The sequence below is a fragment of the Caballeronia sp. SL1002 genome (assembly GCF_057814995.1).
This window is the reverse complement of record NZ_JBYMUW010000002.1, coordinates 3,012,721-3,038,103: the sequence shown is the minus strand read 5'-3', so window position 1 is coordinate 3,038,103 and position 25,383 is coordinate 3,012,721. Positions and strand designations below refer to the sequence as shown.

Below are 25,383 nucleotides of genomic sequence, written 5' to 3'. Positions count from 1 at the left end.
GAGGTTCAGGGAATTCAGCGGCCCGCTGTCGCGCGAAACGCGTTGAAGCGCGAACGCGGCGACGAGCCGGTCAGGTACATCGGCGCAATGGCCTCCATGCTCGCCGGTTCGATACCAAGTTCCGGCGCAAGCGGCCCGCTCGCGATGCTCGGCGTTTTGGCCGAATCCAGATTATCGCGCGACATCATCGGTTCGCCTGGCGCGAGTTCGAGCGTCATCGCCTGAAGGCGGCCGAGGCTCTCGGGCAGCTTGATGATGCGCGGATGCTTGCCGATCGCCGCGCCGCTGAAGCGCACGAGTTCCGCGAGCGTGTAGACGGACGGACCCGCGAGTTCGTAGATGCGGCCGTTGGCGGCGTCGAGGTCGAGCACGTTGACCATCGCCGTCGCCACGTCGGCGACGTAGACCGGCTGGAATTGCGCGTCGGCGGAGGCGAGCGGAATGATCGGGAAAAGGCGGGCGAGAAACGCGAACTGGTTCAGCAGTTTGTCCTCGGGACCGAAGACGACGGATGGCCGGAAGATCGTGTAATCGAGCGCCGATTCGCGCACGAGCTTTTCGCCTTCGCCCTTCGAGCGCAGATACATGCTCGGACCGTCGCGATCCGCGCCGATCGCGCTCATATGCAGCAGGCGCTGAACGCCCTTCGACTGGCACGCCGCGACGATCTTGCGCGGCAGTTCCACGTGATTGCGCGCGAAATCGGGACCGTAGGGATCGCCGGCGCGGGAATGCAGCACGCCGACGAGATTAATCACAGCATCGGCTTCCGCCACGAAAGCGGCGAGTTGCGCGGGATCGTGAATGTCCGTTTCGATGATATCGACGGGCAGCATGCTCAGGTGCGCGGCGCTCGCGCGTCGGCGGGTCGCGATGCGAACATGCTTGCCGCGTTCGACAAGCGCATTCACGAGATGACTGCCGATAAACCCCGAACCGCCGATCAACGCTACCGTTTGATGTCGCATGCTCGCCTCTGGAATGGCGGCGGCTGAGCCGTCGCGTGAACGGCCGTGGTCGCCGCGTCGGTTCCGAGGCCCTCGCGCCGCCCGGGCTACGACCGCTTATGGCGCGATATAGCCGAGCCGCGCCTTGAGCGACTGCGGGCGGCCTTCGAACAGCGCCGCGTAATACACGGTGTTCGACAGCACGTTCTTCACGTAGTCGCGGGTCTCGGTGAACGGAATGGTTTCAGCAAAAATCGCGCCTTCCACCGGCGCGTTCAAGCCCTGGCGCCACTGGCGCGGCCGGCCGGGTCCCGCGTTGTAGCCGGCGGTCGCGAGCACGGCGGAATTGTCGAATTGGCTGTAGATCATCGACAAATAGTTGGTCCCGAGCAGAATGTTCGTGTTGATGTCGTTCATTTGCGCGCGCGTGACCGAACCCATGCCGATCTTTTTCGCGACCAGTTGCGCCGTGCCCGGCATCAACTGCATCAGCCCGCCCGCGCCCACGTCCGAACGCGCGTTGATGATAAATCGCGACTCCTGGCGGATCAGGCCGTAAGCCCATTCCACGTCGAGACCGGTGTCCTTCGCGTCACGCTCGACAATCTCGCGGAACGGCGACAGATAGCGCAGCGTGAAATCGTGCTCGGTCCGGGTTTTATCGGCGGTATTGACCGTGCGGTCGAACAGTTCGATGCGTTTCGCGTACTGCGCGGCGGCGATCAACTGACGGTCGTTCATCGTGCGCAGCGGCCAGTTCCATTCGCGGTTGCCTTCGAGCCGCAAGTTGAGCGCATAGAAACGTTGCGACAGCGCGAAGCCCGGCACCGATTCCATCTGATCGATCTCGGCGCTCGATACCGTCGTGCGTTGCGGCACGGTGATCTTCTGGCCGAGTTCCTCGGCGGCGAGCTGGCCGTAGAAGTTGTATTGATCGGCGATACCCTGGAATTCCTGCGCCGCCGTGGCCGCGTCGCCCGCTTGCTTCAGCGCGCGCGCGTGCCAGTAAATCCACGCGGGCTGGTTACGCAAGGCGGGCGGCATCTGCTCGACCGACCAGCGCACCATGTTCCAGTCGCCCGAGAGCAGCGCGCTGCGCGTGCGCCATTCGTAAGCGGGATTCGACAACGGCGCGTTCACCGAGAGCCGATACCAGTCCGTCGCGCCCGGAATGCGCTTGAGCGCCGCCTGATAACCGATCGTGCCCCAGCCCACCGCGCGCTCCGCTGCCGTGAGACCGGGCGCGACCGAACTGAAGGTGGCGGCGGCCATTGCCGGGTCGTTGCGGGCCATGCGCGTGACGGCGAGCAGCGCCAACTGATGCGCGGGCGTGTTCGGCATGACGCCGCGCGCGAGATAGAGCGGCGGCGTGGTGGTGGCGTTGTCGAAGAGCGTGGGATCGGGGCGCTCCTGACCCAAAGCATCGACGATCTTCGCGCCTGTGCTCGTGTAGTTCTGCTCGTAGGCAAGACGGATTTGCTGCCACACGTCGTCGCTCGTGAACTGTTGCGCACGCGCGAGCGCGCCGATCAGATCGACACAACCGTCGCCGTAGGATTTCGGATCGACGAGCAGCGTGCGCGCCGCGTCCGCCACGTTTTCTCCACGCGACGCCCGTGCTTCGAGCGCGTAGCACTTCACTTGCGTGTCGTCGTTCAGCACGAAGCGCGCGTATTGCTGCTCGAAGTTGCGCCAGTCGTGACGGCCGCCGAGCACGACGAGGTAGTCGTTGCGCATGCGATCGGCGATGGCCTGACCGTCGTAGCGCTGCAGGAACGACAGCACCGGCGCATCGGGCGCATCGACGCGCGCGTGACCTTGCGAGTCGAAGAGTTGCGGCTTGATCGTGAAGTATTCGAGATACGAAGGCGCCGGATAATTCGGAATTTGCGCGGCGAGTTGGATGGCGCGGCCTGCATCGTTCGACCGCGCGGCTTCACGAAGCTGCAGGAAAATACGGTCTTCGGCGGAAGGCGTGTAGTCCGCGTCGGGACGCACTGCGGAAGCCGTGCTGCAAGCGACGAGCGTCGCGGCGGCAAGCGCCGCGCCGACCGCGAGATATACTCGATTAAGGCGTTTTGACATCGTTATTTATGGAGCGCGAATTGAATCAGAGCATAGCACGCCACCCCTCTGGAGAATCCAAAAGCGCGCTGCGTTCGACCCTGCTCGCAACCCGCGAAGCACAAGGCGGAGCGCCCGATTTCGAGGCGCGAAACGACGCGCTCGCGCGGCGTTTGATGGCCGCTGTCGCGACGCATTCGCCGATGTGTATCGGCTTTTACTGGCCCGTCGGGGGCGAGTTCGACGCGCGCGCGGCGCTGGCCGTCTGGCTCGCGCTCGATCCCGCGCGTCGCGCCGGGTTGCCGGTGGTCGTCGAGCCACATGCGCCGATGGTCTTTCACGCCTGGCGCGAGGGCGCGGAGATGAAGTCGGGGCGTTACGGCATTCCCGTGCCGCGCGAAGAAGAAGTGTGTGTGCCGGACTTGCTGCTCGTGCCGTGCGTTGGTTTCGATGCTGCGCGGTTTCGGCTTGGGTATGGCGGCGGGTATTACGATCGGACGCTTGCTGCTTGGCCGGGAGCGGCGCGGCCGACGACCATCGGGGTGGCGTTCGAGTCCGGACGGTGCGACGCTCTGCCGCACGAGGTTCACGATCTGCCGTTGGACGTTGTGGTTACTGAGTCGGCGGCCTACTAGTTTTGCCTGTTCGGCGTGGTCGGTGGTTTGGTTTGCCTGTGCTTTCTGGGAACTTGCTTTCGTGTAGGTCTATTAGCACGCCGCTATGCGCGGCAGCAGTCACTTTCTTTGCTGCTGCAAAGAAAGTAACCAAAGAAAGCAGCTTGTCCGCCTAAGTGTCGACCTCGAATAACCACGCGGATAGGCGCGCAAGCTGATTCGGCTAACTCGCATTCGTCGGTATTGGCACAGCACCTGTCAGTTCCATCCTCGCTGCGCGAGGACGACGGGCATAACAAAAAACCATTGGTTGGCGGTCGGTTTGGTATTTGCAGTCATCCGTTCCGGCAGGCACTTCGTGCCTGCCGGAATGGATGAGCGGCTCCACTCTGTTGAGTGGTGCGATGGCCCAATCAGCTTGCGCACCACTCCCGGTTACGGTTCGTGGTGGACACTTAGACGGACTAGGTGCTTTCTTTGGTTACTCTTTGCGCTAGCCAAAGAGTGTGACTGCCGCCTCGCATAGCGGCGTGCTAATAAACCTACACGAAGGCAAGTTCCCAAGAAAGCGCGTTGCATGCGCTAGCTATGCCCAACGTCCGCGCGCAGCGAGGATGGAACTGGCAGGCGCTGTGCCAAAAGGAAAAACTTCGCGCTACCCGAATCAGCCTGCGGGCCTATCCGCGAAATTATGTGTGGTGGACACTTAGGCGGATAAGCTGCTTTCTTTGGTTACTTTCTTTGCAGCAGCAAAGAAAGTGACTGCTGCCGCGCATAGCGGCGTGCTAATAAACCTACACGAAAGCAGGTTCCCAAGAAGCACCCGAGCATCAGACGGTGTAACCCACCCACCCCAAGCCGCCCCACGGCGCCGAATCTCGTGCTGCTTTCTTTGGTTACTTTCTTTGCAGCTAGCCAAAGAAAGTGACTGCTGCCGCGCATAGCGGCGTGCTAATAAACCTACACGAAAGCAGGTTCCCAAGAAGCACCCGAGCGTCAGACGGTGTAACCCACCCACCCCAAGCCGCCCCACGGCGCCGAATCTCGTGCTGCTTTCTTTGGTTACCTTCTTTGCAGCTAGCCAAAGAAAGTGACTGCTGCCGCGCATAGCGGCGTGCTAATAGACCTACACGAATGCAAGTTCACAGAGAGCGCAGGCAAACAAAACTAAAGAGCGCAAGCAAAACCAAAACCTAAAGCGAAGCGGCAGCCCTAGCCGCAGTGTCATACAACCCAGAAGCCGTGCGCATCACCTGCGCCGCCTCCCCGATCTGCAGATTCGTCAGTCCACTCTCGCGCAGCGTACTAATAAGACAACGCTCGCGAACCTCGCGATACTTCCCGCACAGTTCCCTCCCCGCATCGGTCACCGAAAAGAAAGCTTCTTTGCCAGTTCGCTCACTTTTAACGTAGCCACGCGCAACGAGCTTCTTCAACGCATAACTAGCGACATGCGTGTCCTCGATATTGAGCACGAAGCAAATGTCCGCGAGCTTTTTCTGGCGGCCGCGATGATTCACATGGTGCAGCAGCGACACCTCCACCGCCGTCATGTCCTTCGCGCCGGCCGCCGACATGCAACGCACCATCCAGCGGTTGAACGCGTTGCTCGCCATGATGAGCCCGTATTCGAGTTCGGAAAGCTCCGCGCTCGATTCGGACACGAGATGCTCGGAAGACACTATCTTGCCAGGGTGACGGGACATGGCGATCAACACGCGGTAGGTTCGTTCAGATGCCGCGAAATATGCCCTCGAGGCGCTAGGAACGAATCATAGTAGATAATTCGTTGATATTTTATTGATAACGTACATTCATCGAAGCGCTCGGTCGGTCGTGCCGCACGCTTTTATCTACCGCGAAGACGCATGACGAAACCGACAATTCATCCGCTTGGCGACACCGCGCTGGTCTGCTCGGCACCCGCGCCCGCCACGCTCGATTGCCAGCGCCGGGTCTGGGCGCTGGCTGACCACGTCCGGCTCTGGCCGCACGTGGTCGAGGTCGTTCCCGGCATGAACAACCTGACCATCGTGTTCGATCCGCTTCAGGCGGATTACGAAGTGCTCGCCGCCGAACTCGAAACCGCGTGGGACGCGGCCGAGCCGGACACGGGCGCGAACGTCGCGGCCGAAATCGAGATTCCCGTGCGTTACGGCGGCCCGGACGGCCCCGATCTCGCGGCGGTCGCGAAACACACGGGCCTCACCGTCGATGAAGTCGTGAAGCGCCACACCAGCGCGCAATACATCGTGTTTTTCCTCGGATTTCAGCCCGGCTTCGCGTATCTCGGCGGCCTCGATGCGTCGCTCCACACGCCGCGCCATTCTTCGCCGCGCTTGGAAGTGCCGGCGGGATCGGTGGGAATCGGCGGGGAGCAGACGGGGATTTATCCGGCGGTGTCGCCGGGCGGCTGGCAGTTGCTCGGCCGCACCGATCTCGCACTCTTCGACCCCACACGCAACCCGCCCACGCTGATGCAACCCGGCGACCGCGTGCGCTTTACGGCGCTGGAGGTGTCGGTATGATCGACGTGATTCGCGCGGGCGTGCTGACGTCGGTGCAGGACCTCGGACGCCCGGGCTACCGGCATCTCGGCGTGAGTTCGGGCGGCGCGCTGGATGCGCTGTCGCTCGAAATCGGCAACCGGATCGTCGGCAACCGGCCGGATGCGGCGGGGATCGAAGTGACGTTCGGGCCGACCGTGCTGCGCTTCAAGCACGCGACGCGCGTCGCCATTACCGGCACGGATTTCGGCGCGACGCTCGACGATAAACCGGTCTATTCGTGGTGGAGTCTGCCGGTCGAGGCGGGACAGGAACTCACGCTGCGCGCGGCGAAGCGCGGCATGCGCGGTTACGTGTGCGTGGCGGGCGGGATCGACGTGCTGCCGATGCTCGGCTCGCGCAGCACGGATCTCGGCGCGTGTTTCGGCGGCCTTGGCGGGCGGGCGTTGCGCGACGGCGACCGTTTGCCGGTCGGCGTGCCGCTGCCGCATCGCGGGATTGCGTTTTCACCGGCCGAACCGGCGTTCGGCGTGAAGGCGCCCGCGTGGTGCAAGTTCGTGCTCGTCGACGAACCCGTGCGGCGCGGACGCCACGCGCCGGGCATCGCATGGTCGATCCCGATCCGCGTGTTGCGCGGTCCGGAATACGAGCGCTTCACGCCGGAGGCGCAGCGCAATTTCTGGAACGAGGAATGGACCATCACGCCGAACAGCAACCGGATGGGTTTCCGGCTCGCCGGCACGGCGCTGGAACGGGCGGACACCGGCGATCTGCTGTCGCACGCGGTCTTGCCCGGCACGATTCAGGTGCCGCCGAACGGCCAGCCGATTATCCTGATGGGCGACGCGCAGACGACAGGCGGCTATCCGAAGATCGGCGCGGCGATTCGCGCGGACGTATGGAAACTGGCGCAGGCGCGGCTGAACAGCGGCGTGCGCTTTATCGAGACTTCGGTCGAGGAAGCGCGCCACGCGCTCGCCGAAGAACGCATGTATGTGAGACAGGTTGAAACCGCCATCGCAATGCACGAAGAGCGTTGCGCGCGGTAATCGGGAGCCAGGAACATGAACCAAGTCAAAGTGATGGAAGTGGATCTGAACGCCGATCTCGGCGAAGGCTGCGGCTCGGACGAGGCGCTGCTCGACCTCGTAAGCTCGGCCAACATCGCGTGCGGCTGGCACGCGGGCGGCGCGACGGCCATGCGCGAATGCGTGCGCTGGGCGGTGGAAAAAGGCGTGGCGATCGGCGCGCATCCGAGTTTCAACGATCCCGAGAATTTCGGCCGCAAGGAAATGGACCTGCCCGCCGCCGACATCTACGCGGGCGTGCTGTATCAACTTGGCGCGTTGTCGGCGATCGCGCAGGCCGAGGGCGGACGGATCGCGCATGTGAAACCGCACGGCGCGCTTTACAACCAGGCGGCGCGCGATCCGAAAATCGCCGACGCGATCGTGTCGGCGGTGCATGACTTCGATCCTTCGCTGCTCATCTTCGGTCTGGCGAACAGCGGTCTCGTGGATTCGGCGCGCCAGTCGGGCATCGTCGCGATCGAGGAAGTGTTCGCGGATCGCGGTTATCGCGCCGATGGCTCGCTCGTGCCGCGCAAAGATCCGGGCGCGCTCCTCGACGACGAGGAACAGGTGCTCGCCCGCACGCTCGCGATGGTGCGCGAACAGCGCGTGCAGGCGGTGAGCGGCGAATGGGTGCCGCTGAACGCGCAAACCGTCTGCCTGCACGGCGACGGCGAACACGCCTTAGCCTTCGCGCGGCGGATTCGCGGCGCGCTGGAAGCGGCGGGCGTCGAAGTCCGCGCGGCCCACGCCGGCTGATCCGTTTCCGGAAAAAATCACACGACGCCTCGCAGAGTTTTGCGGGGCGTTTTCACAAGCGACGATGAAACCCGGCGTTCGAATCCGGCGCGCCACGACACAACGGGAGACTGCATGACAACCGCCATCAACCTCTGGCCGCTGATCGGCGTGGCCGTCATCATCGCGGGCTTTATCCTGCGTTTCAATCCGATGCTGATCGTGGCCGCCGCCGCCATCGCCACCGGTCTGGCCGCGCATTTTCCGCTCGAACGCATTCTCGCGGCGATCGGCACGGGCTTTCTCAAGACGCGCAATATTCCGCTCATCATCCTGCTGCCGCTTGCCGTGATCGGCTTGCTGGAGCGCCACGGATTGCGCGAACGCGCGCAGATCTGGATTTCGAGCATCAAGGCGGCGACCGCCGGACGGCTTTTGATCGTGTATCTGCTGATCCGCGAACTCACCGCCGCAGTCGGGCTGACCGGACTCGGCGGCCATCCGCAAATGGTGCGTCCGCTGCTCGCGCCGATGGCCGAAGGCGCGACCGAAGCGCGTTACGGCAAGCTCTCGGACGCCACGCGCTACACGCTCCGCGCGTATTCGGCGGCGACCGACAACGTGGGCCTCTTCTTCGGCGAGGACATTTTCGTCGCGTTCGGCGCGATCGTTTTGATGGTCACGTTCCTGAAGGAAGCGGGGATTGTCGTCGAGCCGCTGCACGTGGCCGTGTGGGGCATCCCGACGGCGATCTGCGCGTTCATCGTGCATGGCTTCCGGCTGTGGCTTCTGGACCGGAAGCTCGCGCGCGAACTCGGCGCGCTGACCCGCAACGCCGCCGGAGAAAAGGCATGACGCTCTCCATCGACTATCTGTTCTATCTGCTCGGCATCGTGCTCGTGGTGGTCGCGGGCATGATCCTCACCGACAAATCGCACCCGCGCCGCCTGACGGCCGGCACGTTCTGGCTCGTCTACGCGCTGATTTTCTTGATCGGCGATCACCTGCCGGTAACGGTGGTCGGCGTGCTGGTCGTGGCGATGGCGCTGATTGCCGGGCTCGGCGGCGTGACGGCGGCCAAGCCCAAAATGCTCTCCGACGAAACCCGCCGCCAGAGCGCCGTGCGTCTCGGCAACACGCTGTTCGTCCCCGCGCTCACGATTCCGGTCGTCACCGTGATCCTGACGCTTTCGGCGAACCATCTGGTCTTCGGCGGCGTGCCGCTGCTCGATCCGAAGAACGTCACGCTGATGGGCTTCGGGATCGGCTGCGTGGTTGCGCTGGCGGTGGCGTGCGTGATGACGCGCGACACGGTCGGCCAGTCGATGAAGGAAACGCGCCGTCTCGTGGATGCGCTGTCGTGGGCCGCCGTGCTGCCGCAGATGCTCGGCATGCTCGGCCTCGTCTTCTCGGACGCGGGCGTCGGCAAGGCGGTCGCGCACGTCACGACGGCTTACGTGAATCTCGATTACCGGCTGGTCGCGGTGGCCGTGTATTGCGTCGGCATGGCGCTTTTCACGATGGTGATGGGCAACGGCTTCGCCGCGTTCCCGGTAATGACGGGCGGCGTGGGCGTGCCGATTCTGGTCGGCGTGTTCCACGGCAATCCGGCGACGATGGTCGCGATCGGCATGTTCTGCGGCTATTGCGGCACGCTGATGACGCCGATGGCCGCGAACTTCAACATGGTCCCGGCCGCGCTGCTGGAGTTGCCGGACAAGAACGCGGTCATCAAGGTGCAGGTGCCCACCGCACTCACGATGCTGGTGGTGAATATCTTCTTGCTGAACTGGATGATGTTTTTATAGCGCGCGAACGCCGCGCTAACGTTCCATTCATGCCGGTTCCACGTTGAATCCGCGCTGGCGCAACAACTCCAGCACGCCGCGCCGCCCGCCCAGATGCAGCGCGCCAATGGCGACGAACACCGGCTTGTTCGGCCCCGCGATCTGCAGCATGCGCGCGACGAAACGCCGGTTGCGCTCGTATACCACGCGCGCATCGACCGTCGCCGCGACGCTCTTCGAGCGCGCGAGCTTCTCGGTCTTGGCGTCGTCCCAGGCCTTGAGCGCGTCGGCATCGCCGATCCTCCACAGCCGGTGCAATTCCTTGACGTCCGCGACATTTTCGGCGGGCGTCTGCACCAGATCCTGCGCGAGCATTTCGCGCTGCTGCGCCGACGAAAGCCGCGTGAACGTGGACATCTGCTCGGCGAGCGTCTCCAGCCCCACGATCTTCCCGCGCGCCCGCAGATACACGTTCTGAAGCTGCGCTTCCGAGCCATAGTCCGATTGCAGACCGGCGTCCACGGTGTCGTAGGTTTCCACCAGCATCGACGCGAGCCACGGCCGCGTATGGCTGATCTGATCGACCGCGCCCGCGTGCGCCTGCATCCGCGCCTCGACCTGCTTCCACATCGCGTCCGGCAAATAGTCGATCAGACATGCGCTGCGGCACATGCCGTAACGCGTCACGTCGTCTTGCGACACGAGCATGTCGTCGGGGGAAATTTCGAGCGCCAGCGTGGGCGATGCGTCGAGCGCGGCGAGGATGGGCTTGCGAAAAGGCTGGTCGGCCGGATAGTCGTCCGGATAACCGACGTGCAGCGTGCCGAGCAGATACAGCGTGGTCTGCCCTTTGGTCGCCACGTAGAACGGCATGCGCGGCGGCGTGCTGCGCACCGGGCCGCTCGCCGTCGTGCCATTCGAGCGGTCTGGCCGCTGCGACGGCGGCGTGAGACCGGGCAGCGATGCGCGCGGCGGCGGCGCCGACTGGGGCCCCGACGGCGACTGCACGGCGGGTGGTGGAACGGCGGGTGGCGGAACCGCCCGCGCGTCGATCGCCACGAACAAGCTCGACAACACGAGCGCCGCCGCCAGCACGCCGATTGCGAGGCGGCGCGACACGTCTCGCGCCGCCGGCGAATCAGGCATCGGCGTCCCCCACCTCCTCGGCGCGATGACACGATACGTGCCGGCCATCGACGAAACGCAGCAGCGGTTCTTCCGTCCTGCATCGCTCGATTGCATACGGGCAACGCTGGTGGAACGTGCAACCCGACGGCGGATTGAGCGGCGACGGCATTTCGCCTTCGAGCTTGATCTTGATGCGCCGGTCTTCCTCGAACAGCGCGGGCGTCGCCGACATCAGCGAGCGCGTGTACGGATGGCGCGGATTCGCGTAGATCGTCTTCTTGTCGCCGAGTTCGGCGACGCCGCCGAAGTACATCACCATCACGTCGTCGGCGATATGCTCGACCACCGAAAGATTGTGCGAGATGAACACGTAGCTCGTGCCGAACTGCTGCTGCAAATCCATGAACAGATTCAGGATCTGCGCCTGAATCGACACGTCGAGCGCGGAGACCGGTTCATCGGCGACGAGAATCTGCGGATCGAGAATCATCGCGCGGGCGATGGCGACGCGCTGGCGCTGGCCGCCCGAAAACATGTGCGGATAGCGCGTGGCGTGCTCGGGCCGCAAGCCGACCGTGCGCATCATGTGGGCGATGCGCTCGGCGCGTTCCTGCGACGACAGTTTCGTGTTGATCGCGAGCGGTTCGCCGAGCGTCTGCTCGACGGTCTTGCGCGGATTCAGCGAAGCGAACGGATTCTGAAAAACCATTTGCACGCGCTGACGCAAATCGGCGATCTTCGCGCGGTTCGCGCTCGCCACGTCCTCTCCGTCGATCAGCAAGCGCCCGGACGTGGGCGCTTCGATCATCGTGAGCTGGCGCGCGAGCGTCGATTTACCGCAGCCGGATTCGCCGACCACCGCCAGCGTCTTGCCGCGTTCGAGCGCGAACGAGACGCCGTTCAGCGCCTTCACCGTGCCCTGGCTGAACATGCTGCGCTTCACGCTGTAGTGCTTCGTCAGCTTGTCGGCGACGAGTACCGTGTCCTTGCCCGCCGTTTGTGCGACTGCGTTCATCGCGCGCCTCCGTGTGTTGCCAGACCATCCATGTTCAACGGCTTGATGCAGCGCGCGCGCACCGCCGGGTCGCGCGGATCGAGTTGAAAGAGCGCCGGACGTTCCTTCAGGCAAGCATCGACGACATACTTGCAGCGCGGCGCGAAGAGGCAACCCGTCGGCCGGTCGTCGCGTCCGGGCACCATGCCCGGCAACGCCGCGAGACGCTCGGCGCCGCGGCTATGCTCGGGAATCGCGGCCAGCAGCGCTTCCGTGTACGGATGATGCGGCTCGCTGAAAATCGTCGGCACATGATTCATTTCGATGACTTCGCCCGCGTACATCACGGCCACGCGTTGCGCGACTTCCGACACTACCGCGAGATCGTGCGAAATCAGCACAAGCGCCATGCCGCGATCGCGTTGCAGCGCGACCAGCAACTCCATGATCTGCGCCTGGATGGTCACGTCGAGCGCGGTGGTCGGTTCGTCGGCGATCAGCAGTTTGGGATTGCACGCGACCGCCATCGCGATCATCACGCGCTGGTTCATGCCGCCCGACATCTGGTGCGGAAACGCGTTGATGCGGTTCGCGGCGTCCGGAATGCCGACCTGATCGAGCAGTTCGAGTGCGCGCCGGTTCAGCGCGTCGCCGCGCAGACCTTCGTGCAGCTTCAGCACTTCCTTGATCTGGTAGCCGACGGTGTAGCTCGGGTTGAGGCTTGAGAGCGCGTCCTGGAACACCATCGCGATGTCCTTGCCGATGATCTTCCGGCGCTCGCGTGCCGACGCCTTGAGCAGGTTCTTGCCGTCGAAGGTGACTTCGTCGGCGGTGACGATGCCCGGCGCGTCGATCAGTCCCATCAGCGCCATCATCGTGACGCTTTTGCCCGAGCCGGATTCGCCCACCACGCCGACCACTTCCCCGGGCGCAACCGACAAGTCGATGCGGTCCACGGCGGGCAGCCCGTTGAAGCTGACCGCCAGATTGCGGATAGTCAGCAGATCGTTCGATTGAGCACTCATGTCAGGCCATCCGCTTGAGTTTGGGATCGAGTGCATCGCGCAGCCCGTCGCCGAGCAGGTTGATGACGAGCACCGAGATCAAAATGGACAAGCCCGGCATGGTGACGATCCACCACGCGCTTTCGATGTAATCGCGCGCCGAGGCCAGCATCGCGCCCCACTCCGCCGCCGGCGGCTGGACGCCGAGGCCGAGGAAGCCGAGCGCGGCGGCATCGAGAATGGCGGACGAAAAGCCGAGCGTCGCCTGCACGATCAGCGGCGCCGCGCAGTTCGGCAACACTTGCGAGAACATCAGCCGCACCGTGCCCGCACCCGCGACGCGCGACGCCGTCACATACTCGCGCTGCAACTCGCCGAGCGCGGACGCGCGCGTGAGCCGCACGTAACCCGGCAGCGCGACGATCGCAATGGCGAGCATCGTATTGACGAGTCCCGGCCCGATGATCGCGACCACGGCCACCGCCAGCAGCAGCGAAGGCAGCGCGAGCAGGACGTCCATGACGCGCATGATCGGCGTGTCGAGCCAATGGAAGAACGCGGCGAGCAGCCCGAGCACGACGCCCGGAATGAGCGCGAGCACGACGGAGACGAAGCCGATCCAGAACGACAGCCGCGCGCCGTACATCAGGCGCGAGAGGATGTCGCGGCCCGCTTCGTCGGTGCCGAAGACGAACTTCCAGTTGCCGCCTTCGTTCCAGGCGGGCGGAATTTTCACGAAGTCGCGATACTGCTCGATCGGGCTATGCGGCGCGATCAGCGGCGCGAAGATCGCGATAAAGACCAGCACCAGTACGATCACGCCAGCCGCGACCGCGCCGCGATTGCGCGAGAAGTTCGCCCAGAACTCGCGGCCCGCGACGAGGCGTCCGGACGGCGGCGGCGTGACGGCTTGGGGGAGGTTATTTTGTATGTCGGCCATTGTCATGCCTCCCGCTGAGCCGCCTCAAGGGCGGCATGCGCCCCCTCGGGGGGCAGCGAACGAATGTGAGCGTGGGGGTACATGTTTACCTCGTATGGCGAATGCGCGGATTCAACACGCCGTACAACAAATCGACGACCAGATTCACGACAATCACCAGCGTGGCGATCATCAGAATACCGCCCTGCACGACGGGATAATCGCGTCGTGAAATAGCGTCGATCAACCATTTGCCGACGCCCGGCCACGAGAACAGTGTCTCGGTCAGCACCGCGCCCGCGAGCAGCGTGCCGACCTGCAGGCCGATCACGGTCACCACCGGAATCAGCGCGTTGCGCAGCGCATGAACCACGACGACGCGCGACGGCGAGAGCCCTTTCGCGCGCGCGGTGCGGATGTAGTCCTCGCGCAGCACTTCGAGCATCGACGAACGCGTCATGCGCGCGACGACGGCGAGCGGGATCGTGCCGAGCACGATGGTCGGCAGAATCAGGTGGCTCACGGCGGACTTGAACGCGCCTTCGTCGGTCGAGAAGAGCGAGTCCCACAGCATGAAGCCGGTGACGTGCGGAATGTCGTATTCCACCGCGATGCGGCCCGACACCGGCGTCCAGCCGAGCTTGGCCGAGAAGAACATGATGAGAATGAGACCCCACCAGAAGATCGGCATCGAATAACCGGTGAGCGCCGTGCCCATGACGCCGTGATCGACCACGGTGCCGCGCCTCAACGCCGCGATCACGCCCGCCGGCAAGCCGACGACGAGCGCGAAGATCATCGCGCAGAGCGAGAGTTCGAGTGTGGCGGGGAAGCGCCCCATGAACTCGCCCATCACGCTGGTATTCGTGATGATCGACGTGCCGAGGTCGCCCTTGAGCGCGTGGCCGACGTAGGTCAGATATTGGAGAGGAAGCGGCTGGTCGAGGCCCAGTCGCTTCATGGCTTCGGCGTGCATCGCCGGATCCACGCCGCGTTCGCCCATCATCACTTCGATGGGGTCCCCCGGGATCAGGTGGATCAGCGCGAACGCCAGGATCGTGATGCCGATAAACGTCGGGATCACCATTCCTATGCGTCGCAAAACGAATCGGAACATGGTCGTCTCTTTTGGGGAGGGAAAATGCGACCGGCGACGCGGGCTTGTGACCCTTGTCGCCGGACCTTTTCGACTAGTTGTGAGTTAGTGCAAAAAACGTACCGCTATCAAGCTTACTGCATGCCGACGCCGTCGAAGCGCACGAAGCCGAGCGGCTCGATCTTGATGCCGGTCACCTTCTTGCTGACCGGCTGATAGACGGTCGAATGGGCGATCGGCGAGAACGGCAGTTGCTGCGCGAAAATCGCTTGCGCGTCGGTGTAAGCCTTCGTGCGCTGGCCGACGTCGTTCGTCACGCGGCCCTTGTTGACCAGATCGTCGAACGGCTTGTAGCACCACTTGGAAAAGTTGCTGCCCTTCACCGCGTCGCAGCCGAGCAGCGTGCCGAGCCAGTTGTCGGGATCGCCGTTGTCGCCCGTCCAGCCGATCAGCATGGCGTCGTGCTCGCCCGCGTGCGCGCGTTTCAGGTACTCGCCCCATTCATACGAAACGATATTCGCCTTCACGCCGATCTTGGCCCAGTCGGCCTGGATCATTTCCGCCATCAGACGCGCGTTCGGGTTGTAGGCGCGCTGAACCGGCATCGCCCACAGCGTGATTTCGAAGCCGTTCGGGAAACCCGCCTTCGCGAGCAACGCCTTGGCCTTGGCGGTATCGTAGGTCTGGCCTTTCAGGTTCTTGTCGTAGGACCATTGGGTCGGCGGCATCGGTGCGACGGCGGCTTGACCCGCGCCCTGATACACCGAGTCGATGATCGCCTTCTTGTTGATCGCCATGTCGAGCGCCTGACGAACCTGCACGTTGTCCAGGTTCTTCTTCGTCACGTTGTACGCGACGTAGCCCTCGTTGAAACCGGCCTGCGACGGCGTGTCGATACCCGATGCAGCCTTCAGCGGCGCGATATCGCCCGGACGCGGATAGCTCATCACCTGGCACTCGTTGCTCTTCAGCTTCTGCACGCGGACGGCGGCGTCAGGCGTGATCGAGAAGATCAGCTTCGAGATCTTCACTTCGTTCGGCTTCCAGTAGTCAGGATTGCCGTCGAAGCGGATGGTCGCGTCTTTCGTGTAGCTGCGGAAAATGAACGGGCCCGTGCCGACCGGGAACTGGTTGATGTCGGCGGCCTTGCCGTCCTTCAACAGCTTGTCCGTGTATTCAGCCGACAGGATCGACGCGTATTCCATTGCCACGTTCTGGATGAACGGCGCGTTGACTTCCTTCAGCGTGAACTTGACCGTGTACGCATCGACCTTCTCGATCTTCGCGATGAGCTTGTCGAGGCCCATGTCCGTGAAGTACGGGAACGACACCGGATACGCCTTGCGGAACGGCTGGTTCGGATCGAGCATGCGGTTGAACGTGAACAGCACGTCGTCCGCGTTGAATTCGCGAGTCGGCTTGAAGAACGACGTCGTCTGGAATTTCACGCCGTGACGCAGATGGAACGTGTACGTCAGGCCGTCGGCCGAGACATCCCACTTTTCCGCGAGACCGGGTTCGACCTTCGTGCCGCCGCGCTCGAACTCGACCAGGCGGTTATAGACGGTGAACGTGTTCGCCGTGAAATCGGTGCCGGTGGTGTACTGCGCGGGGTCGAAGCCAGCCGGGCTGCCTTCCGAGCAGTAGACGAGCGTTTTATTGGGGATCGCCGCGTGCGCGACCGTTGCCGCACCGAGCGTCGCCGCGAACATGGCGACGGTCATCGACCGACGGGCAGCTCGCAACAGGCCATTTTTATTCATGTTTCCTCCAGTTCGATACCGGCCGAAGCCGGCGTAGCGCGATATTACTGAGCTTTGCCAGCCCGAACAAGGCGGCGGATCCGGCGTGAAGCCGGCCGTATCGCGTGTCCGGACGCAGCGCTTGATCGCGACACGTGAAAGTCGCTGTGATCGGCGCGAGCTTGTCAGGTCGCGGTCTGAGCGGCGCGCATCGCGCGCCGCCGCGTTTTTCTTACGGGCGGTGAAAGCTGCCCGAAACGCGCATGTCATGGCGAAAAGACAGGCTCAACGGCGAATTCGGGCGCTACCGTAGCATGAACAAATTGAACGCGCGAACTTGCGCTTTGCCGCAAAACCGTGGCTATCGATCGAATCGAATGCGTTTTTGTTATCGACCCTGTTCAAGGATGATAGGTCGGATGGCGAAATATTGAATACGGCATTTTTTCGACGCGCGCACAGTTCGCGAATGCGGATCGCGGCGTGAGCAAGGCGGCGGTGAATGGGCGGAAGAACCGCGCGGCGAACGCCGCGCGGGTGAAACATGAGCGCGATGCGGCGCGATCAGGCCGCTTGCAGCCCGAGCCGTTCGCAGATCGTGCGCGTCGAAACGGCGCTGTTTAGCGTGTAGAAATGAATGCCCGGCGCGCCTTCGCGGATCAACCGCTGACACAGTTGCGTCACGACGTCGAGACCGAACGCGCGGATCGCTTCGCGGTCGTCGCCGAAACTCTCCAGACGCCGCGCGATCCATTTCGGCACTTCCGCGCCGCACATATCCGAGAAGCGCATCAATTGCGAGAAGTTCGTGATCGGCATGATGCCCGGCACGATGGGAATCTCCACGCCTTGCTTCTGCGCATCATCGACGAAGCGGAAATAAGCGTCCGCGTTGTAAAAGTATTGCGTGATCGCGGAATTCGCACCCGCCTTCACTTTGCGCACGAAATTTTCCATATCGGCGCGCGGCGAACGTGCTTGCGGATGATATTCGGGATACGCCGCGACCTCGATATTGAACCAGTCGCCGTGTTCCGCGCGGATGAATTCCACCAGCTCGGACGCGTAACGCAGCTCGCCGACTTCGCCCATGCCCGACGGTAAGTCGCCGCGCAACGCGACGATATGGCGAATGCCGTGCTCGCGGTACTGGCCGAGAATATCGCGCAGGCTTTCCTTCGACGACCCGACGCAAGACAGATGTGGCGCGGCTTCCAGCCCTTCCTGCGCCATTTCGACGACGGTATCGAGCGTGCCTTGCTGCGTCGAGCCGCCCGCGCCGAACGTCACGGAGACGAACTTCGGCTTGAGCCGCGCGAGTTGAGCGCGCGTCGCGCGCAGTTTTTCGACGCCTTCCTGCGTTTTCGGCGGGAAGAATTCGAATGAAAGTTCGATGGGTTTCATGATGATTTGAGCGGGCGGCGCGCTGCGCTACCCAAAATTGCGCTGGCCGAAGATCAGCGCCGACAGCAGCCACGACACGATGCTGTACAGAATCGAGCCAAAAAACGCCGACCAGAAACCCGACACCTCGAAGCCTTTCAGGAGCGACGCGCAGAGCCAGAAGCACAGCGCATTCACAACGAGGATAAAGAGCCCGAGTGTCACGATCGTCACCGGCAGCGTGAGCAGGATCAGCACCGGGCGCAGCACGGTATTGATGAGCCCGAGCACGATCGCGACGATGAGCGCCGTGCCGAAGCTGCGGATGTGGATCGACGGCACGAGGTAGGTGATGATCAGAAGCGCGAGCGCGTTGATCAGCCAGGTCAGCAGCACGGACATCGAGGGTTCTCCGGATTGAGGGAAAGCGTGTTGCCTGCGAACACGGGCGGGACGTTGCCGTCCGCGCCCGCGTGTTTACCGCATAAGCGTCATACCGTCGCGCTTAATAACGGTAGTGGTTCGGCTTGAACGGACCGTTCTTGTCGACGCCGATGTAGCCGGCCTGATCGTCGGACAACACCGTCAAATCCGCACCGATCCGGCCCAGATGCAGGCGCGCGACCTTTTCATCGAGCTGCTTCGGCAACACGTACACCTTGTTCTCGTACTTTTCGCCCTGCGTGAACAGTTCGATCTGCGCGAGCGTCTGGTTCGTGAACGAGTTCGACATCACGAACGACGGATGGCCCGTCGCGCAGCCGAGGTTCACCAGACGGCCTTCAGCCAGCAAAATGATGCGCTTGCCGTCGGGGAAAATGATGTGATCGACTTGCGGCTTGATGTTGTCCCACGTGTACTGGCGCGTCGATGCAACGTCGATTTCCGAGTCGAAATGGCCGATGTTGCAGACGATCGCGTTGTTGCGCATCGCTTTCATGTGATCGTGGCCGATCACATGGTAGTTGCCGGTTGCCGTCACGAAGATGTCGGCCTTGTCGGCGGCGTATTCCATCGTCACGACGCGGTAGCCTTCCATCGCGGCCTGCAGCGCGCAGATCGGATCGATTTCCGTGACCCACACGGTCGCGCCCAGACCGCGCAGCGATTGCGCGCAGCCTTTGCCTACGTCGCCGTAACCCGCGACCACCGCGATCTTGCCCGCGATCATCACGTCGGTTGCGCGCTTGATGCCGTCGACCAGCGACTCGCGGCAGCCGTACAGATTGTCGAACTTCGACTTCGTGACCGAATCGTTCACGTTGATGGCCGGGAACGGCAGGCGCCCTTCCTTTTCCATCTGATACAGACGATGCACGCCCGTCGTGGTTTCTTCCGTCACGCCCTGGATGTGTTGCAGGCGCGTGGAATACCAGGTCGGATCGGCGTCGAGATGCGACGCGATCGACTTGTACAGCGCGATTTCTTCTTCGTTGGTCGGCTTCGAAATGACCGAGCGGTCTTTTTCAGCCTTCGCGCCGAGGATCAGCAGCAACGTGGCGTCGCCGCCGTCGTCGAGGATCATGTTGGCGAATTCGCCGTTCGGCCATTCGAAGATGCGGTGCGAGAATTCCCAGTATTCGTCGAGCGATTCGCCCTTGAACGCGAACACCGGCGTGCCGCCCGCGGCGATGGCGGCGGCGGCGTGATCCTGCGTCGAGAAAATGTTGCACGACGCCCAGCGCACGTCCGCGCCGAGGGCCGTCAGCGTTTCGATCAGCACGCCGGTCTGGATGGTCATGTGCAGCGAGCCGGCGACGCGCGCGCCTTTGAGCGGCTGTTGCGTCTTGTACTCTTCGCGCGTCTGGACGAGGCCGGGCATTTCGGTTTCGGCGATATCGAGTTCCTTGCGGCCCCAGGCAGCAAGCGACATATCGGCGACAACGAATTCCTTGGAATTCTTGGAATCGAGAACTGCGGCGTTCATCACGCCCTCCTTTCTAAATAAAGACTAGAAATGTGACGTGAGCGCCGTTCGATGCGGCGGGTCAGTGAGCGCTTATCGCGCTTTCGAACCGTCCGGATTGAATGCTACCGAGCCTGGCGGCCATGAGTCTGGCCGTCGCAACGCTCCTCGGAAGCGAGGGTTGATTGTAGCAAATTGCCCGAAGGGGGTGGGCGGGCGTTTGGGGCCCGCGGGGGGGGGGGGGGGCGTTTGGGGCCCGCGGGGGTGGGCGGGCGTTTGGGGCCCGCGGGGGTGGGGGTGGTCGGGGTTGTTGGGGGTTGTTGCAGGTTGTTGGGGGTTTTTGCGTCTTTTGGGAACTTGCACTGGTTTTGGTTTGCTCGCGCTCTTTGCTTTTGTTTGCCTGTGCGCTCGCGATACTTGCGCTGGTTTGGTTTGCTGGCGCCCGTGCTTTTGTTTATCCGTGCTTTTGTTTGCCTGCGCTCTCTGTGAACTTGCATTCGTGTAGGTCTATTAGCACGCCGCTGTGCGCGGCAGCAGTCACTTTCTTTGCTGCTGCAAAGAAAGTAACCAAAGAAAGCAGCTAGTCCGTCTAAGTGTCCACCACGAACCGTAACCCGGAGTGGTGCGCAAGCTGATTCGGCCATCGCACCACAAAACAGAGTGGAACCAGTCATCCATCCCCGCAGGCACGAAGTGCCTGCCGGTAAGGCACAACCGGAAAAACCAAACCAAACCAAACCAAACCAAACCAAACCAAACCAAACCAAACCAAACCAAACCAAACCAAACCAACCAGCCAGCCAGCCCGCCCGCCCGACGGTTTTCAGATATGCCCGTCGTCCGAGCGTAGCGAGGATGGAGCTGACAGGGGCTGTGCCAATCCGAACGAATGCGCGACAACCGAATCAGCTTGCGCGCCTATCCGTGTGGTTATGCGAGGTGGACACTTAGACGGATAAGCTGCTTTCTTTGGTTACTTTCTTTGCAGCAGCAAAGAAAGTGACTGCCGCCGCGCATAGCGGCGAGCTAATAGACCGACACGAAATCAAGTTCCCAGAAGCGCGTTGCGAGGCGGCCTACGCCCGGCGTCCAAGCGCAGCGAGGATGGAGCTGACAGGAGCTGTGCCGATCCGAACGAATGCGCGACGACCGAATCAGCTTGCGCGCCTTTCCGTGTGGTTATGTGTGGTGGACACTCAGGCGGATAAGCTGCTTTCTTCGGTTACTTTCTTCGCAGCTAGCCAAAGAAAATGATTGCCGGCGCGCATAGCGGCGATCTAATAGACCGACACGAAAGCAAGTTCCCAGAAACCGCACGCAAACAAAAGCACAAGCGCGAGCAAATCAAAACCCGGGGCGACTTCCCAGAAGCCGCATCAAGATCCGACGGCGAACCCAACCCCACCCAGCGCAGCAAAAAAACCTAGAACGGTAAAAACACCAACGCCGGCGCGAGCAAAACCATGACCACTCCGGCGATCATCATCGTCAAACTGGCGACCACGCCTTCTTCGCTGCCAAGCTCGCGCGCCTTCGCAGTCCCCACCCCATGCGCTGCGGCGCCAAACAACGCACCACGCGCAAGCCGCGTCCGCAAAGGCACGAGCGCCAGCACGATCTCGCCGAACAACATGCCGCAAACGCCCGTCGCGATGACGAACAGTGCGGTCAAATCGCGCGGCGCATGAATCCGGTCGGAAACCGCCAGCGCAAAAGGCGTCGAAACCGATCGCGTCGCCAGACTCCGCTGCAATTCCGGCGACAAATGCAGCAATTTGGCAAGCGCCAGCGATCCACCCACCGCCACCAAAATCCCGACCGTCACGCCCACCGAAAGCGAAATCCAGTGCCGTTTCAACAAATGCCGATACTCATAGATCGGCACGGCGAACGCCACCGTGGCGGGCCCGAGCAGCCACATCAGCCAGCGCGTGTCGGCGAAGTACACGGAGTACGGAATGCGCGCGACCACCACGATCAACGCAAGCAACGCCGGCACGGCGACCAGCGGCGTCAGCCACGGACTCTTGAAGCGCGCGTACAGCCGCTTGGACGCGAAATAAAGCGCGACCGTCAGCACGAAACAACCGGCGGCGATCAACCGCGCGGCGTCGTCGGCGAAAAGGGAATCGTAGAAATGCGTCATGGCGCGCTCGTCGATCAAAACTCAGGCGCGCGCGGCGTGACGCGCTGTCATCACGCGACGCAGTTCGAGTCGGCGTTCTAGTTTCGCGGCCTGTTCGACCGCAAACGCGACCGCGACCATCACCATCAACGTCCCGCCGATCACCACCAGCGCCAAACGCCAGCCGTCTTCCCGGAAAAGGCCGCCATACTGCACCGCAGCAACCGCCGCCGGAATGAAGAAAAGGAGCATGTCGGTCAGCAGCCAGTCCGCGCCCGCCTTCACGAAACGCGGCGCGATACCGCCGCAAAAGAGCAGCGCCAGCAAAGCCAGCAAGCCGACCACGCTGCCCGGAACCGGCAAATGCAAGCGACGCGCAGCGAAATCGGCGGCGAACCAGATCATCGCGAGGACCGCGCTCTGCGACGCAATCAGCACGAAGCGGCCGAGCGCGGCGCGCGAGCCGCGAAAAGGCGTCGAGGCAAGGCGGATGGCGGTTGCAGAGGTCGTCATGGCGTTCTCGGGTGATCGATTAGGGTTAACCTGTAGCCCAGTATAGAGACGCCCGAAACATAATAAAAATGACTTAAAATTATCTGTTTCATTCCAAATTGGAATTCACCGGAGAGTCGCGATGGAACTGCGCGCGCTGCGATATTTCGTCGAAGTCGTGAAGCAAAAGAGTTTCACCGTCGCCGCCGAGCAGATGTTCGTCACGCAGCCGACCATCAGCAAAATGGTGAAGTCGCTCGAAGATGAAATCGGCTCGCCGTTGCTGCTGCGCGAAAGCCGCCAGATGGTGCTCACGGACGCGGGGCGGATCGTCTATCAGCGTGGCCTCGACGTTCTCGCGGCCCACGCGCGGCTCGAAGCCGAACTTAACGATCTCGGCACGTTCGGGCGCGGCACGCTGACAATCGGCATTCCGCCGATGGGCGGCTCGCTCTTCACGCCCGCCATCGCCGCGTTCCGCACGCGCTATCCGAAGGTCGAACTGAAACTGTTCGAGCGCGGCTCGAAGGCGATCGAGGCGGCGCTGCTCGACGGCGAAATGGAACTGGGCGGCGTGCTGCAACCCATCGATCTCGCGATGTTCGACGTGCTCCCGGTCAGCCGCCAATTGCTGTGGCTCGTGGCGCAACGCGGCTCGCGCTGGGACCAGGAAGCCGAAATCGCACTCGCGGATCTCGCCCTCGAACCGTTCGTTTTCTACGGCGAAAGCCTCGCGCTCAGCGACGTCGTGCTCAACGCGTGCCGCGAGGCCGGTTTCGCGCCGACCATCGTCGGGCGCAGCGGCCACTGGGATTTCATGGCCGCGCTGGTCGAAGCGGGTGTCGGGATTGCGCTGTTGCCCGCGCCGTATTGCCGGCGCCTCGATACCGAAGCGTTCACCTGCCGTCCGGTCGTGGCGCCCGAAATTCACTGGGACATGGCGGTCGGCTGGCGGCGCAACGGTTATCTGAGCCACGCGGCGCGCGCGTGGCTCGCGGTGGCGCGCGAAACGCTGCCCGCCAATCTCGGACAGGATTTTCTGCAGAATCCACCGGGCGATTCCTCGGCCCGAAGACGCTAGGCGCTTCTGGTTGAAGCATAAAAAACGCCGCCCGGCTGGATACCGGGCGGCGTTTCTCAATCCGGGAACGCATCCCCGATCAAATCATCACTGCTGGACGGCGAACTCGATACGGCGGTTCGCGAACCGGCCGCTTGCCGTCGAGTTGTCGGCGACCGGATGCGCGTCGCCGAAACCTTCCGCGCTGAGCGTGTCAGCCGCGACACCACGCTTGACGAGATCGGCGCGCACGGCTTCCGCGCGCTTCTTCGACAACGCGAGGTTCGTCGAAGCATTGCCGACGTTGTCCGAATAGCCGCCCACTTCCAGCTTGACCGGCTTGCCGCCCGTCGCGCACGCTTTCAGCAGTTGCGCGGATTTTGCGAGCGCGTCCTGCGCGTCTTTCGGCGGCATTTTCGAGCCCGTCGCGAAGTTGATGACCTGAAGGTTCAAGACTTTGGCGACATCGGCCGATTCGCAATCGTCCGGCTTGAGCGACGAAAACGCGTTCATGAACGAATCCTTCGCGCTCTGCACGGCTTGCTTCACATCGAACGTGCCGATGGTGAAGCCCGCGCCGAACAGCGACTTCAGCTTGTCGAGCCAGCCGAAACGCGGGTCGGCGGCGGCACCGCTCAGTTCGATCTTGTCGCCGGTGATCTTCACTTCCGCGCCGGGAACCTGCATCAGCGGCAACAGACCGCTCAGCTTGTCGAGCCAGCTTGCGGGTTTCGTCTCGGGATCGACCGTGACGTCCGCGTGGAACTTGTCAGCGCCGAACTTGGCGGTCAATGCGTCGATCAGCGTCTTCTTATCCGCTTCGCTGCCAACCGTGGCGTTGACGGTCGGAACGCCGGTTTTATCGACGGCGAACGTCAGCAGCGCATCCTTGGTCGGCACGATGGCCGGGGCCGACGCGGGCGCCGGTTCGGACGCTGCCACCGCGGAAGCGACCGGCGCCGAAGCGGCTTCGGACACAGCCACGGCAGCCGATGCAGGCGCCGGTGTCACAGCGGCGGGCGGCGTCTCCTGGTTCGTGCAGCTACGGCCGAGCAATACCGCCAGCAGCGCGAGCGCGGCGGCGATCGCAATCCACCACCATTTCTTGCTGCGCGGCTTTTCCGCCACCACGACATTGGGAACATTGCCCGCGTGCGCCTGGACACCTTGCGTCACCGGATGATCGAGGTGCGAGGACACGGCCTTCATCTGCGCCGCTACTCCCGAAATGAAGCTGGTCGCGCCGCCCAAACCGAGCGCGGCCGCGATATCTTCGGTCATGCTCGCTTTGACCATCGGCAATTGGTGGCCGAGCAAAGTCGGCAACTGGCCGACGTTGCCGCCGTTCTGCGCGAAATGGTGCTTGAGCACGCCGAACAGCGTCGTCGCGACGAGGCCCGTCAGCGCGTGTGTCGCACCCGCCGCGACGCCCGTCTGCTGTGCAACCTTGTTGCTGAGCGTTTCGACACGCTCCGGCGTGGAGATCGCGGAAAACACGCGCGAACCCATGCCGACGAGTTGCTGCAGGCCGTCGCCGTGAACGAGTTGCGGCAATTGATCGACGATATTGACGTCGGATTCCGGCGACATGATGGCGGAGAACAATCCGCGCGCGCCTTCGGGCGATGCGGCCTTGTTCATCAGGGCGCCGATCAGCGACGGGGCGACCAGGCCCACCACGCGCTTCGCCGCTTCCGGCGCGATGCCGAAGCGTGAAGAGACCTGCTGCAACACGCTTTCGGTCAAAGCGCCCTGGACCAGCTGTATTAAATTAATGCTCATGAAGTAGCTTCCTTGATGCGTGATG

22 protein-coding genes and 1 riboswitch are annotated in these 25,383 nt (G+C 63.0%); of the genes, 7 read left to right on the top strand and 15 right to left on the bottom strand.

Features of this window, described 5'->3' with window-relative positions; all coding sequences use genetic code 11:
• Positions 1–14: 14 nt before the first annotated feature.
• Together AC3D25_RS16440 and AC3D25_RS16435 are read right to left on the bottom strand one after the other, a co-directional pair.
• The gene (locus tag AC3D25_RS16440) at positions 15–968 is read right to left on the bottom strand and encodes a complex I NDUFA9 subunit family protein (RefSeq protein WP_488889415.1); all 954 of its coding nucleotides are present in this window, start codon (positions 966–968) and stop codon (positions 15–17) included.
• Between the two features lie 96 nt (positions 969–1,064).
• Positions 1,065–3,032, bottom strand: a complete 1,968-nt coding sequence (locus AC3D25_RS16435) for a lytic transglycosylase domain-containing protein (protein ID WP_488889414.1) — start codon at positions 3,030–3,032, stop codon at positions 1,065–1,067.
• Between the two features lie 20 nt (positions 3,033–3,052).
• Here AC3D25_RS16435 and AC3D25_RS16430 point away from each other — a divergent pair, with 20 nt between their 5' ends.
• The gene (locus AC3D25_RS16430) at positions 3,053–3,646 is read left to right on the top strand and encodes a 5-formyltetrahydrofolate cyclo-ligase (RefSeq protein ID WP_488889413.1); all 594 of its coding nucleotides are present in this window, start codon (positions 3,053–3,055) and stop codon (positions 3,644–3,646) included.
• Positions 3,647–4,818: 1,172 nt separating this feature from the next.
• Here AC3D25_RS16430 and AC3D25_RS16425 read toward each other — a convergent pair.
• Entirely contained in the window at positions 4,819–5,331 is a 513-nt protein-coding gene (locus AC3D25_RS16425; RefSeq protein ID WP_488889412.1) for a winged helix DNA-binding protein, read from the bottom strand.
• 162 nt (positions 5,332–5,493) lie between these two features.
• Here AC3D25_RS16425 and pxpB point away from each other — a divergent pair, with 162 nt between their 5' ends.
• From pxpB to AC3D25_RS16400, 5 genes are all read left to right on the top strand, one after another.
• The gene (pxpB, locus tag AC3D25_RS16420; RefSeq protein WP_488889411.1) at positions 5,494–6,153 is read left to right on the top strand and encodes a 5-oxoprolinase subunit PxpB; all 660 of its coding nucleotides are present in this window, start codon (positions 5,494–5,496) and stop codon (positions 6,151–6,153) included.
• The gene (locus tag AC3D25_RS16415; RefSeq protein ID WP_488889410.1) at positions 6,150–7,181 is read left to right on the top strand and encodes a 5-oxoprolinase subunit C family protein; all 1,032 of its coding nucleotides are present in this window, start codon (positions 6,150–6,152) and stop codon (positions 7,179–7,181) included. Before pxpB ends, AC3D25_RS16415 begins: the two co-directional genes overlap by 4 nt.
• A 33-nt stretch (positions 7,182–7,214) precedes the next feature.
• On the top strand, positions 7,215–7,961 hold the full coding sequence (pxpA, locus tag AC3D25_RS16410; protein ID WP_488889721.1) for a 5-oxoprolinase subunit PxpA: 747 nt from the start codon (positions 7,215–7,217) through the stop codon (positions 7,959–7,961).
• A gap of 114 nt (positions 7,962–8,075) precedes the next feature.
• Entirely contained in the window at positions 8,076–8,795 is a 720-nt protein-coding gene (locus tag AC3D25_RS16405) for a DUF969 domain-containing protein (protein WP_488889409.1), read from the top strand.
• A complete protein-coding gene (locus tag AC3D25_RS16400; protein ID WP_488889408.1) occupies positions 8,792–9,748 on the top strand; it encodes a DUF979 domain-containing protein in 957 nt (318 codons plus the stop codon). The genes AC3D25_RS16405 and AC3D25_RS16400 overlap by 4 nt, the downstream gene beginning before the upstream one ends.
• Positions 9,749–9,775: 27 nt before the next feature.
• On the opposite strand, the gene AC3D25_RS16395 is transcribed toward AC3D25_RS16400, so the two are convergent.
• The 11 genes from AC3D25_RS16395 to AC3D25_RS16345 form a co-directional block, all read right to left on the bottom strand.
• Positions 9,776–10,969 (bottom strand): TraB/GumN family protein, encoded by a 1,194-nt coding sequence (locus AC3D25_RS16395; RefSeq protein WP_488889407.1) that lies wholly within the window; start codon positions 10,967–10,969, stop codon positions 9,776–9,778.
• Positions 10,866–11,870, bottom strand: a complete 1,005-nt coding sequence (locus AC3D25_RS16390) for a peptide ABC transporter ATP-binding protein (protein ID WP_488889406.1) — start codon at positions 11,868–11,870, stop codon at positions 10,866–10,868. The genes AC3D25_RS16395 and AC3D25_RS16390 overlap by 104 nt, the downstream gene beginning before the upstream one ends.
• Positions 11,867–12,874: an ABC transporter ATP-binding protein gene (locus AC3D25_RS16385; protein ID WP_488889405.1), complete on the bottom strand. Its 1,008-nt coding sequence runs from the start codon at positions 12,872–12,874 to the stop codon at positions 11,867–11,869. Before AC3D25_RS16385 ends, AC3D25_RS16390 begins: the two co-directional genes overlap by 4 nt.
• Position 12,875: 1 nt before the next feature.
• On the bottom strand, positions 12,876–13,793 hold the full coding sequence (locus AC3D25_RS16380; protein WP_488889404.1) for an ABC transporter permease subunit: 918 nt from the start codon (positions 13,791–13,793) through the stop codon (positions 12,876–12,878).
• 85 nt (positions 13,794–13,878) lie between these two features.
• Entirely contained in the window at positions 13,879–14,889 is a 1,011-nt protein-coding gene (locus AC3D25_RS16375; protein ID WP_488889403.1) for an ABC transporter permease subunit, read from the bottom strand.
• Positions 14,890–15,002: 113 nt separating this feature from the next.
• Positions 15,003–16,631: an ABC transporter substrate-binding protein gene (locus AC3D25_RS16370; RefSeq protein WP_488889402.1), complete on the bottom strand. Its 1,629-nt coding sequence runs from the start codon at positions 16,629–16,631 to the stop codon at positions 15,003–15,005.
• Between the two features lie 543 nt (positions 16,632–17,174).
• Positions 17,175–18,014, bottom strand: coding sequence for a methylenetetrahydrofolate reductase [NAD(P)H] (metF, locus tag AC3D25_RS16365; RefSeq protein WP_488889401.1), 840 nt, complete (start codon positions 18,012–18,014; stop codon positions 17,175–17,177).
• Positions 18,015–18,041: 27 nt separating this feature from the next.
• The gene (locus AC3D25_RS16360) at positions 18,042–18,395 is read right to left on the bottom strand and encodes a phage holin family protein (protein ID WP_488889400.1); all 354 of its coding nucleotides are present in this window, start codon (positions 18,393–18,395) and stop codon (positions 18,042–18,044) included.
• A 103-nt stretch (positions 18,396–18,498) separates the two neighbouring features.
• A complete protein-coding gene (gene ahcY / locus AC3D25_RS16355; RefSeq protein ID WP_488889399.1) occupies positions 18,499–19,920 on the bottom strand; it encodes an adenosylhomocysteinase in 1,422 nt (473 codons plus the stop codon).
• 32 nt (positions 19,921–19,952) lie between these two features.
• Positions 19,953–20,075: riboswitch (S-adenosyl-L-homocysteine riboswitch) on the bottom strand.
• Positions 20,076–21,322: 1,247 nt separating this feature from the next.
• Positions 21,323–22,045 (bottom strand): LrgB family protein, encoded by a 723-nt coding sequence (locus tag AC3D25_RS16350; RefSeq protein WP_488889398.1) that lies wholly within the window; start codon positions 22,043–22,045, stop codon positions 21,323–21,325.
• A 21-nt stretch (positions 22,046–22,066) separates the two neighbouring features.
• Positions 22,067–22,429 carry a CidA/LrgA family protein gene (locus AC3D25_RS16345; protein WP_488889720.1) on the bottom strand — a complete coding sequence of 121 codons (363 nt, stop codon included), beginning with the start codon at positions 22,427–22,429 and terminating at the stop codon, positions 22,067–22,069.
• 229 nt (positions 22,430–22,658) lie between these two features.
• On the opposite strand from AC3D25_RS16345, the gene AC3D25_RS16340 reads away from it, so the two are divergent.
• Positions 22,659–23,597: a LysR family transcriptional regulator gene (locus tag AC3D25_RS16340; protein ID WP_488889397.1), complete on the top strand. Its 939-nt coding sequence runs from the start codon at positions 22,659–22,661 to the stop codon at positions 23,595–23,597.
• 87 nt (positions 23,598–23,684) lie between these two features.
• On the opposite strand, the gene AC3D25_RS16335 is transcribed toward AC3D25_RS16340, so the two are convergent.
• Positions 23,685–25,358 (bottom strand): DUF937 domain-containing protein, encoded by a 1,674-nt coding sequence (locus AC3D25_RS16335; protein WP_488889396.1) that lies wholly within the window; start codon positions 25,356–25,358, stop codon positions 23,685–23,687.
• Positions 25,359–25,383: the final 25 nt, after the last annotated feature.

Excerpts from the sequence above, each read along its gene's own strand:
- AC3D25_RS16440 (WP_488889415.1), bottom strand. The coding sequence starts at position 968 with ATGCGACATCAAACGGTAGCGTTGATCGGCGGTTCGGGGTTTATCGGC.
- AC3D25_RS16435 (WP_488889414.1), bottom strand. The coding sequence starts at position 3,032 with ATGTCAAAACGCCTTAATCGAGTATATCTCGCGGTCGGCGCGGCGCTT.
- AC3D25_RS16425 (WP_488889412.1), bottom strand. The coding sequence starts at position 5,331 with ATGTCCCGTCACCCTGGCAAGATAGTGTCTTCCGAGCATCTCGTGTCC.
- pxpB (WP_488889411.1), top strand. The coding sequence starts at position 5,494 with ATGACGAAACCGACAATTCATCCGCTTGGCGACACCGCGCTGGTCTGC.
- AC3D25_RS16415 (WP_488889410.1), top strand. The coding sequence starts at position 6,150 with ATGATCGACGTGATTCGCGCGGGCGTGCTGACGTCGGTGCAGGACCTC.
- pxpA (WP_488889721.1), top strand. The coding sequence starts at position 7,215 with ATGGAAGTGGATCTGAACGCCGATCTCGGCGAAGGCTGCGGCTCGGAC.
- AC3D25_RS16405 (WP_488889409.1), top strand. The coding sequence starts at position 8,076 with ATGACAACCGCCATCAACCTCTGGCCGCTGATCGGCGTGGCCGTCATC.
- AC3D25_RS16400 (WP_488889408.1), top strand. The coding sequence starts at position 8,792 with ATGACGCTCTCCATCGACTATCTGTTCTATCTGCTCGGCATCGTGCTC.
- AC3D25_RS16395 (WP_488889407.1), bottom strand. The coding sequence starts at position 10,969 with ATGCAATCGAGCGATGCAGGACGGAAGAACCGCTGCTGCGTTTCGTCG.
- AC3D25_RS16390 (WP_488889406.1), bottom strand. The coding sequence starts at position 11,870 with ATGAACGCAGTCGCACAAACGGCGGGCAAGGACACGGTACTCGTCGCC.
- AC3D25_RS16385 (WP_488889405.1), bottom strand. The coding sequence starts at position 12,874 with ATGAGTGCTCAATCGAACGATCTGCTGACTATCCGCAATCTGGCGGTC.
- AC3D25_RS16380 (WP_488889404.1), bottom strand. The coding sequence starts at position 13,793 with ATGGCCGACATACAAAATAACCTCCCCCAAGCCGTCACGCCGCCGCCG.
- AC3D25_RS16375 (WP_488889403.1), bottom strand. The coding sequence starts at position 14,889 with ATGTTCCGATTCGTTTTGCGACGCATAGGAATGGTGATCCCGACGTTT.
- AC3D25_RS16370 (WP_488889402.1), bottom strand. The coding sequence starts at position 16,631 with ATGAATAAAAATGGCCTGTTGCGAGCTGCCCGTCGGTCGATGACCGTC.
- metF (WP_488889401.1), bottom strand. The coding sequence starts at position 18,014 with ATGAAACCCATCGAACTTTCATTCGAATTCTTCCCGCCGAAAACGCAG.
- AC3D25_RS16360 (WP_488889400.1), bottom strand. The coding sequence starts at position 18,395 with ATGTCCGTGCTGCTGACCTGGCTGATCAACGCGCTCGCGCTTCTGATC.
- ahcY (WP_488889399.1), bottom strand. The coding sequence starts at position 19,920 with ATGAACGCCGCAGTTCTCGATTCCAAGAATTCCAAGGAATTCGTTGTC.
- AC3D25_RS16350 (WP_488889398.1), bottom strand. The coding sequence starts at position 22,045 with ATGACGCATTTCTACGATTCCCTTTTCGCCGACGACGCCGCGCGGTTG.
- AC3D25_RS16345 (WP_488889720.1), bottom strand. The coding sequence starts at position 22,429 with ATGATCTGGTTCGCCGCCGATTTCGCTGCGCGTCGCTTGCATTTGCCG.
- AC3D25_RS16340 (WP_488889397.1), top strand. The coding sequence starts at position 22,659 with ATGGAACTGCGCGCGCTGCGATATTTCGTCGAAGTCGTGAAGCAAAAG.
- AC3D25_RS16335 (WP_488889396.1), bottom strand. The coding sequence starts at position 25,358 with ATGAGCATTAATTTAATACAGCTGGTCCAGGGCGCTTTGACCGAAAGC.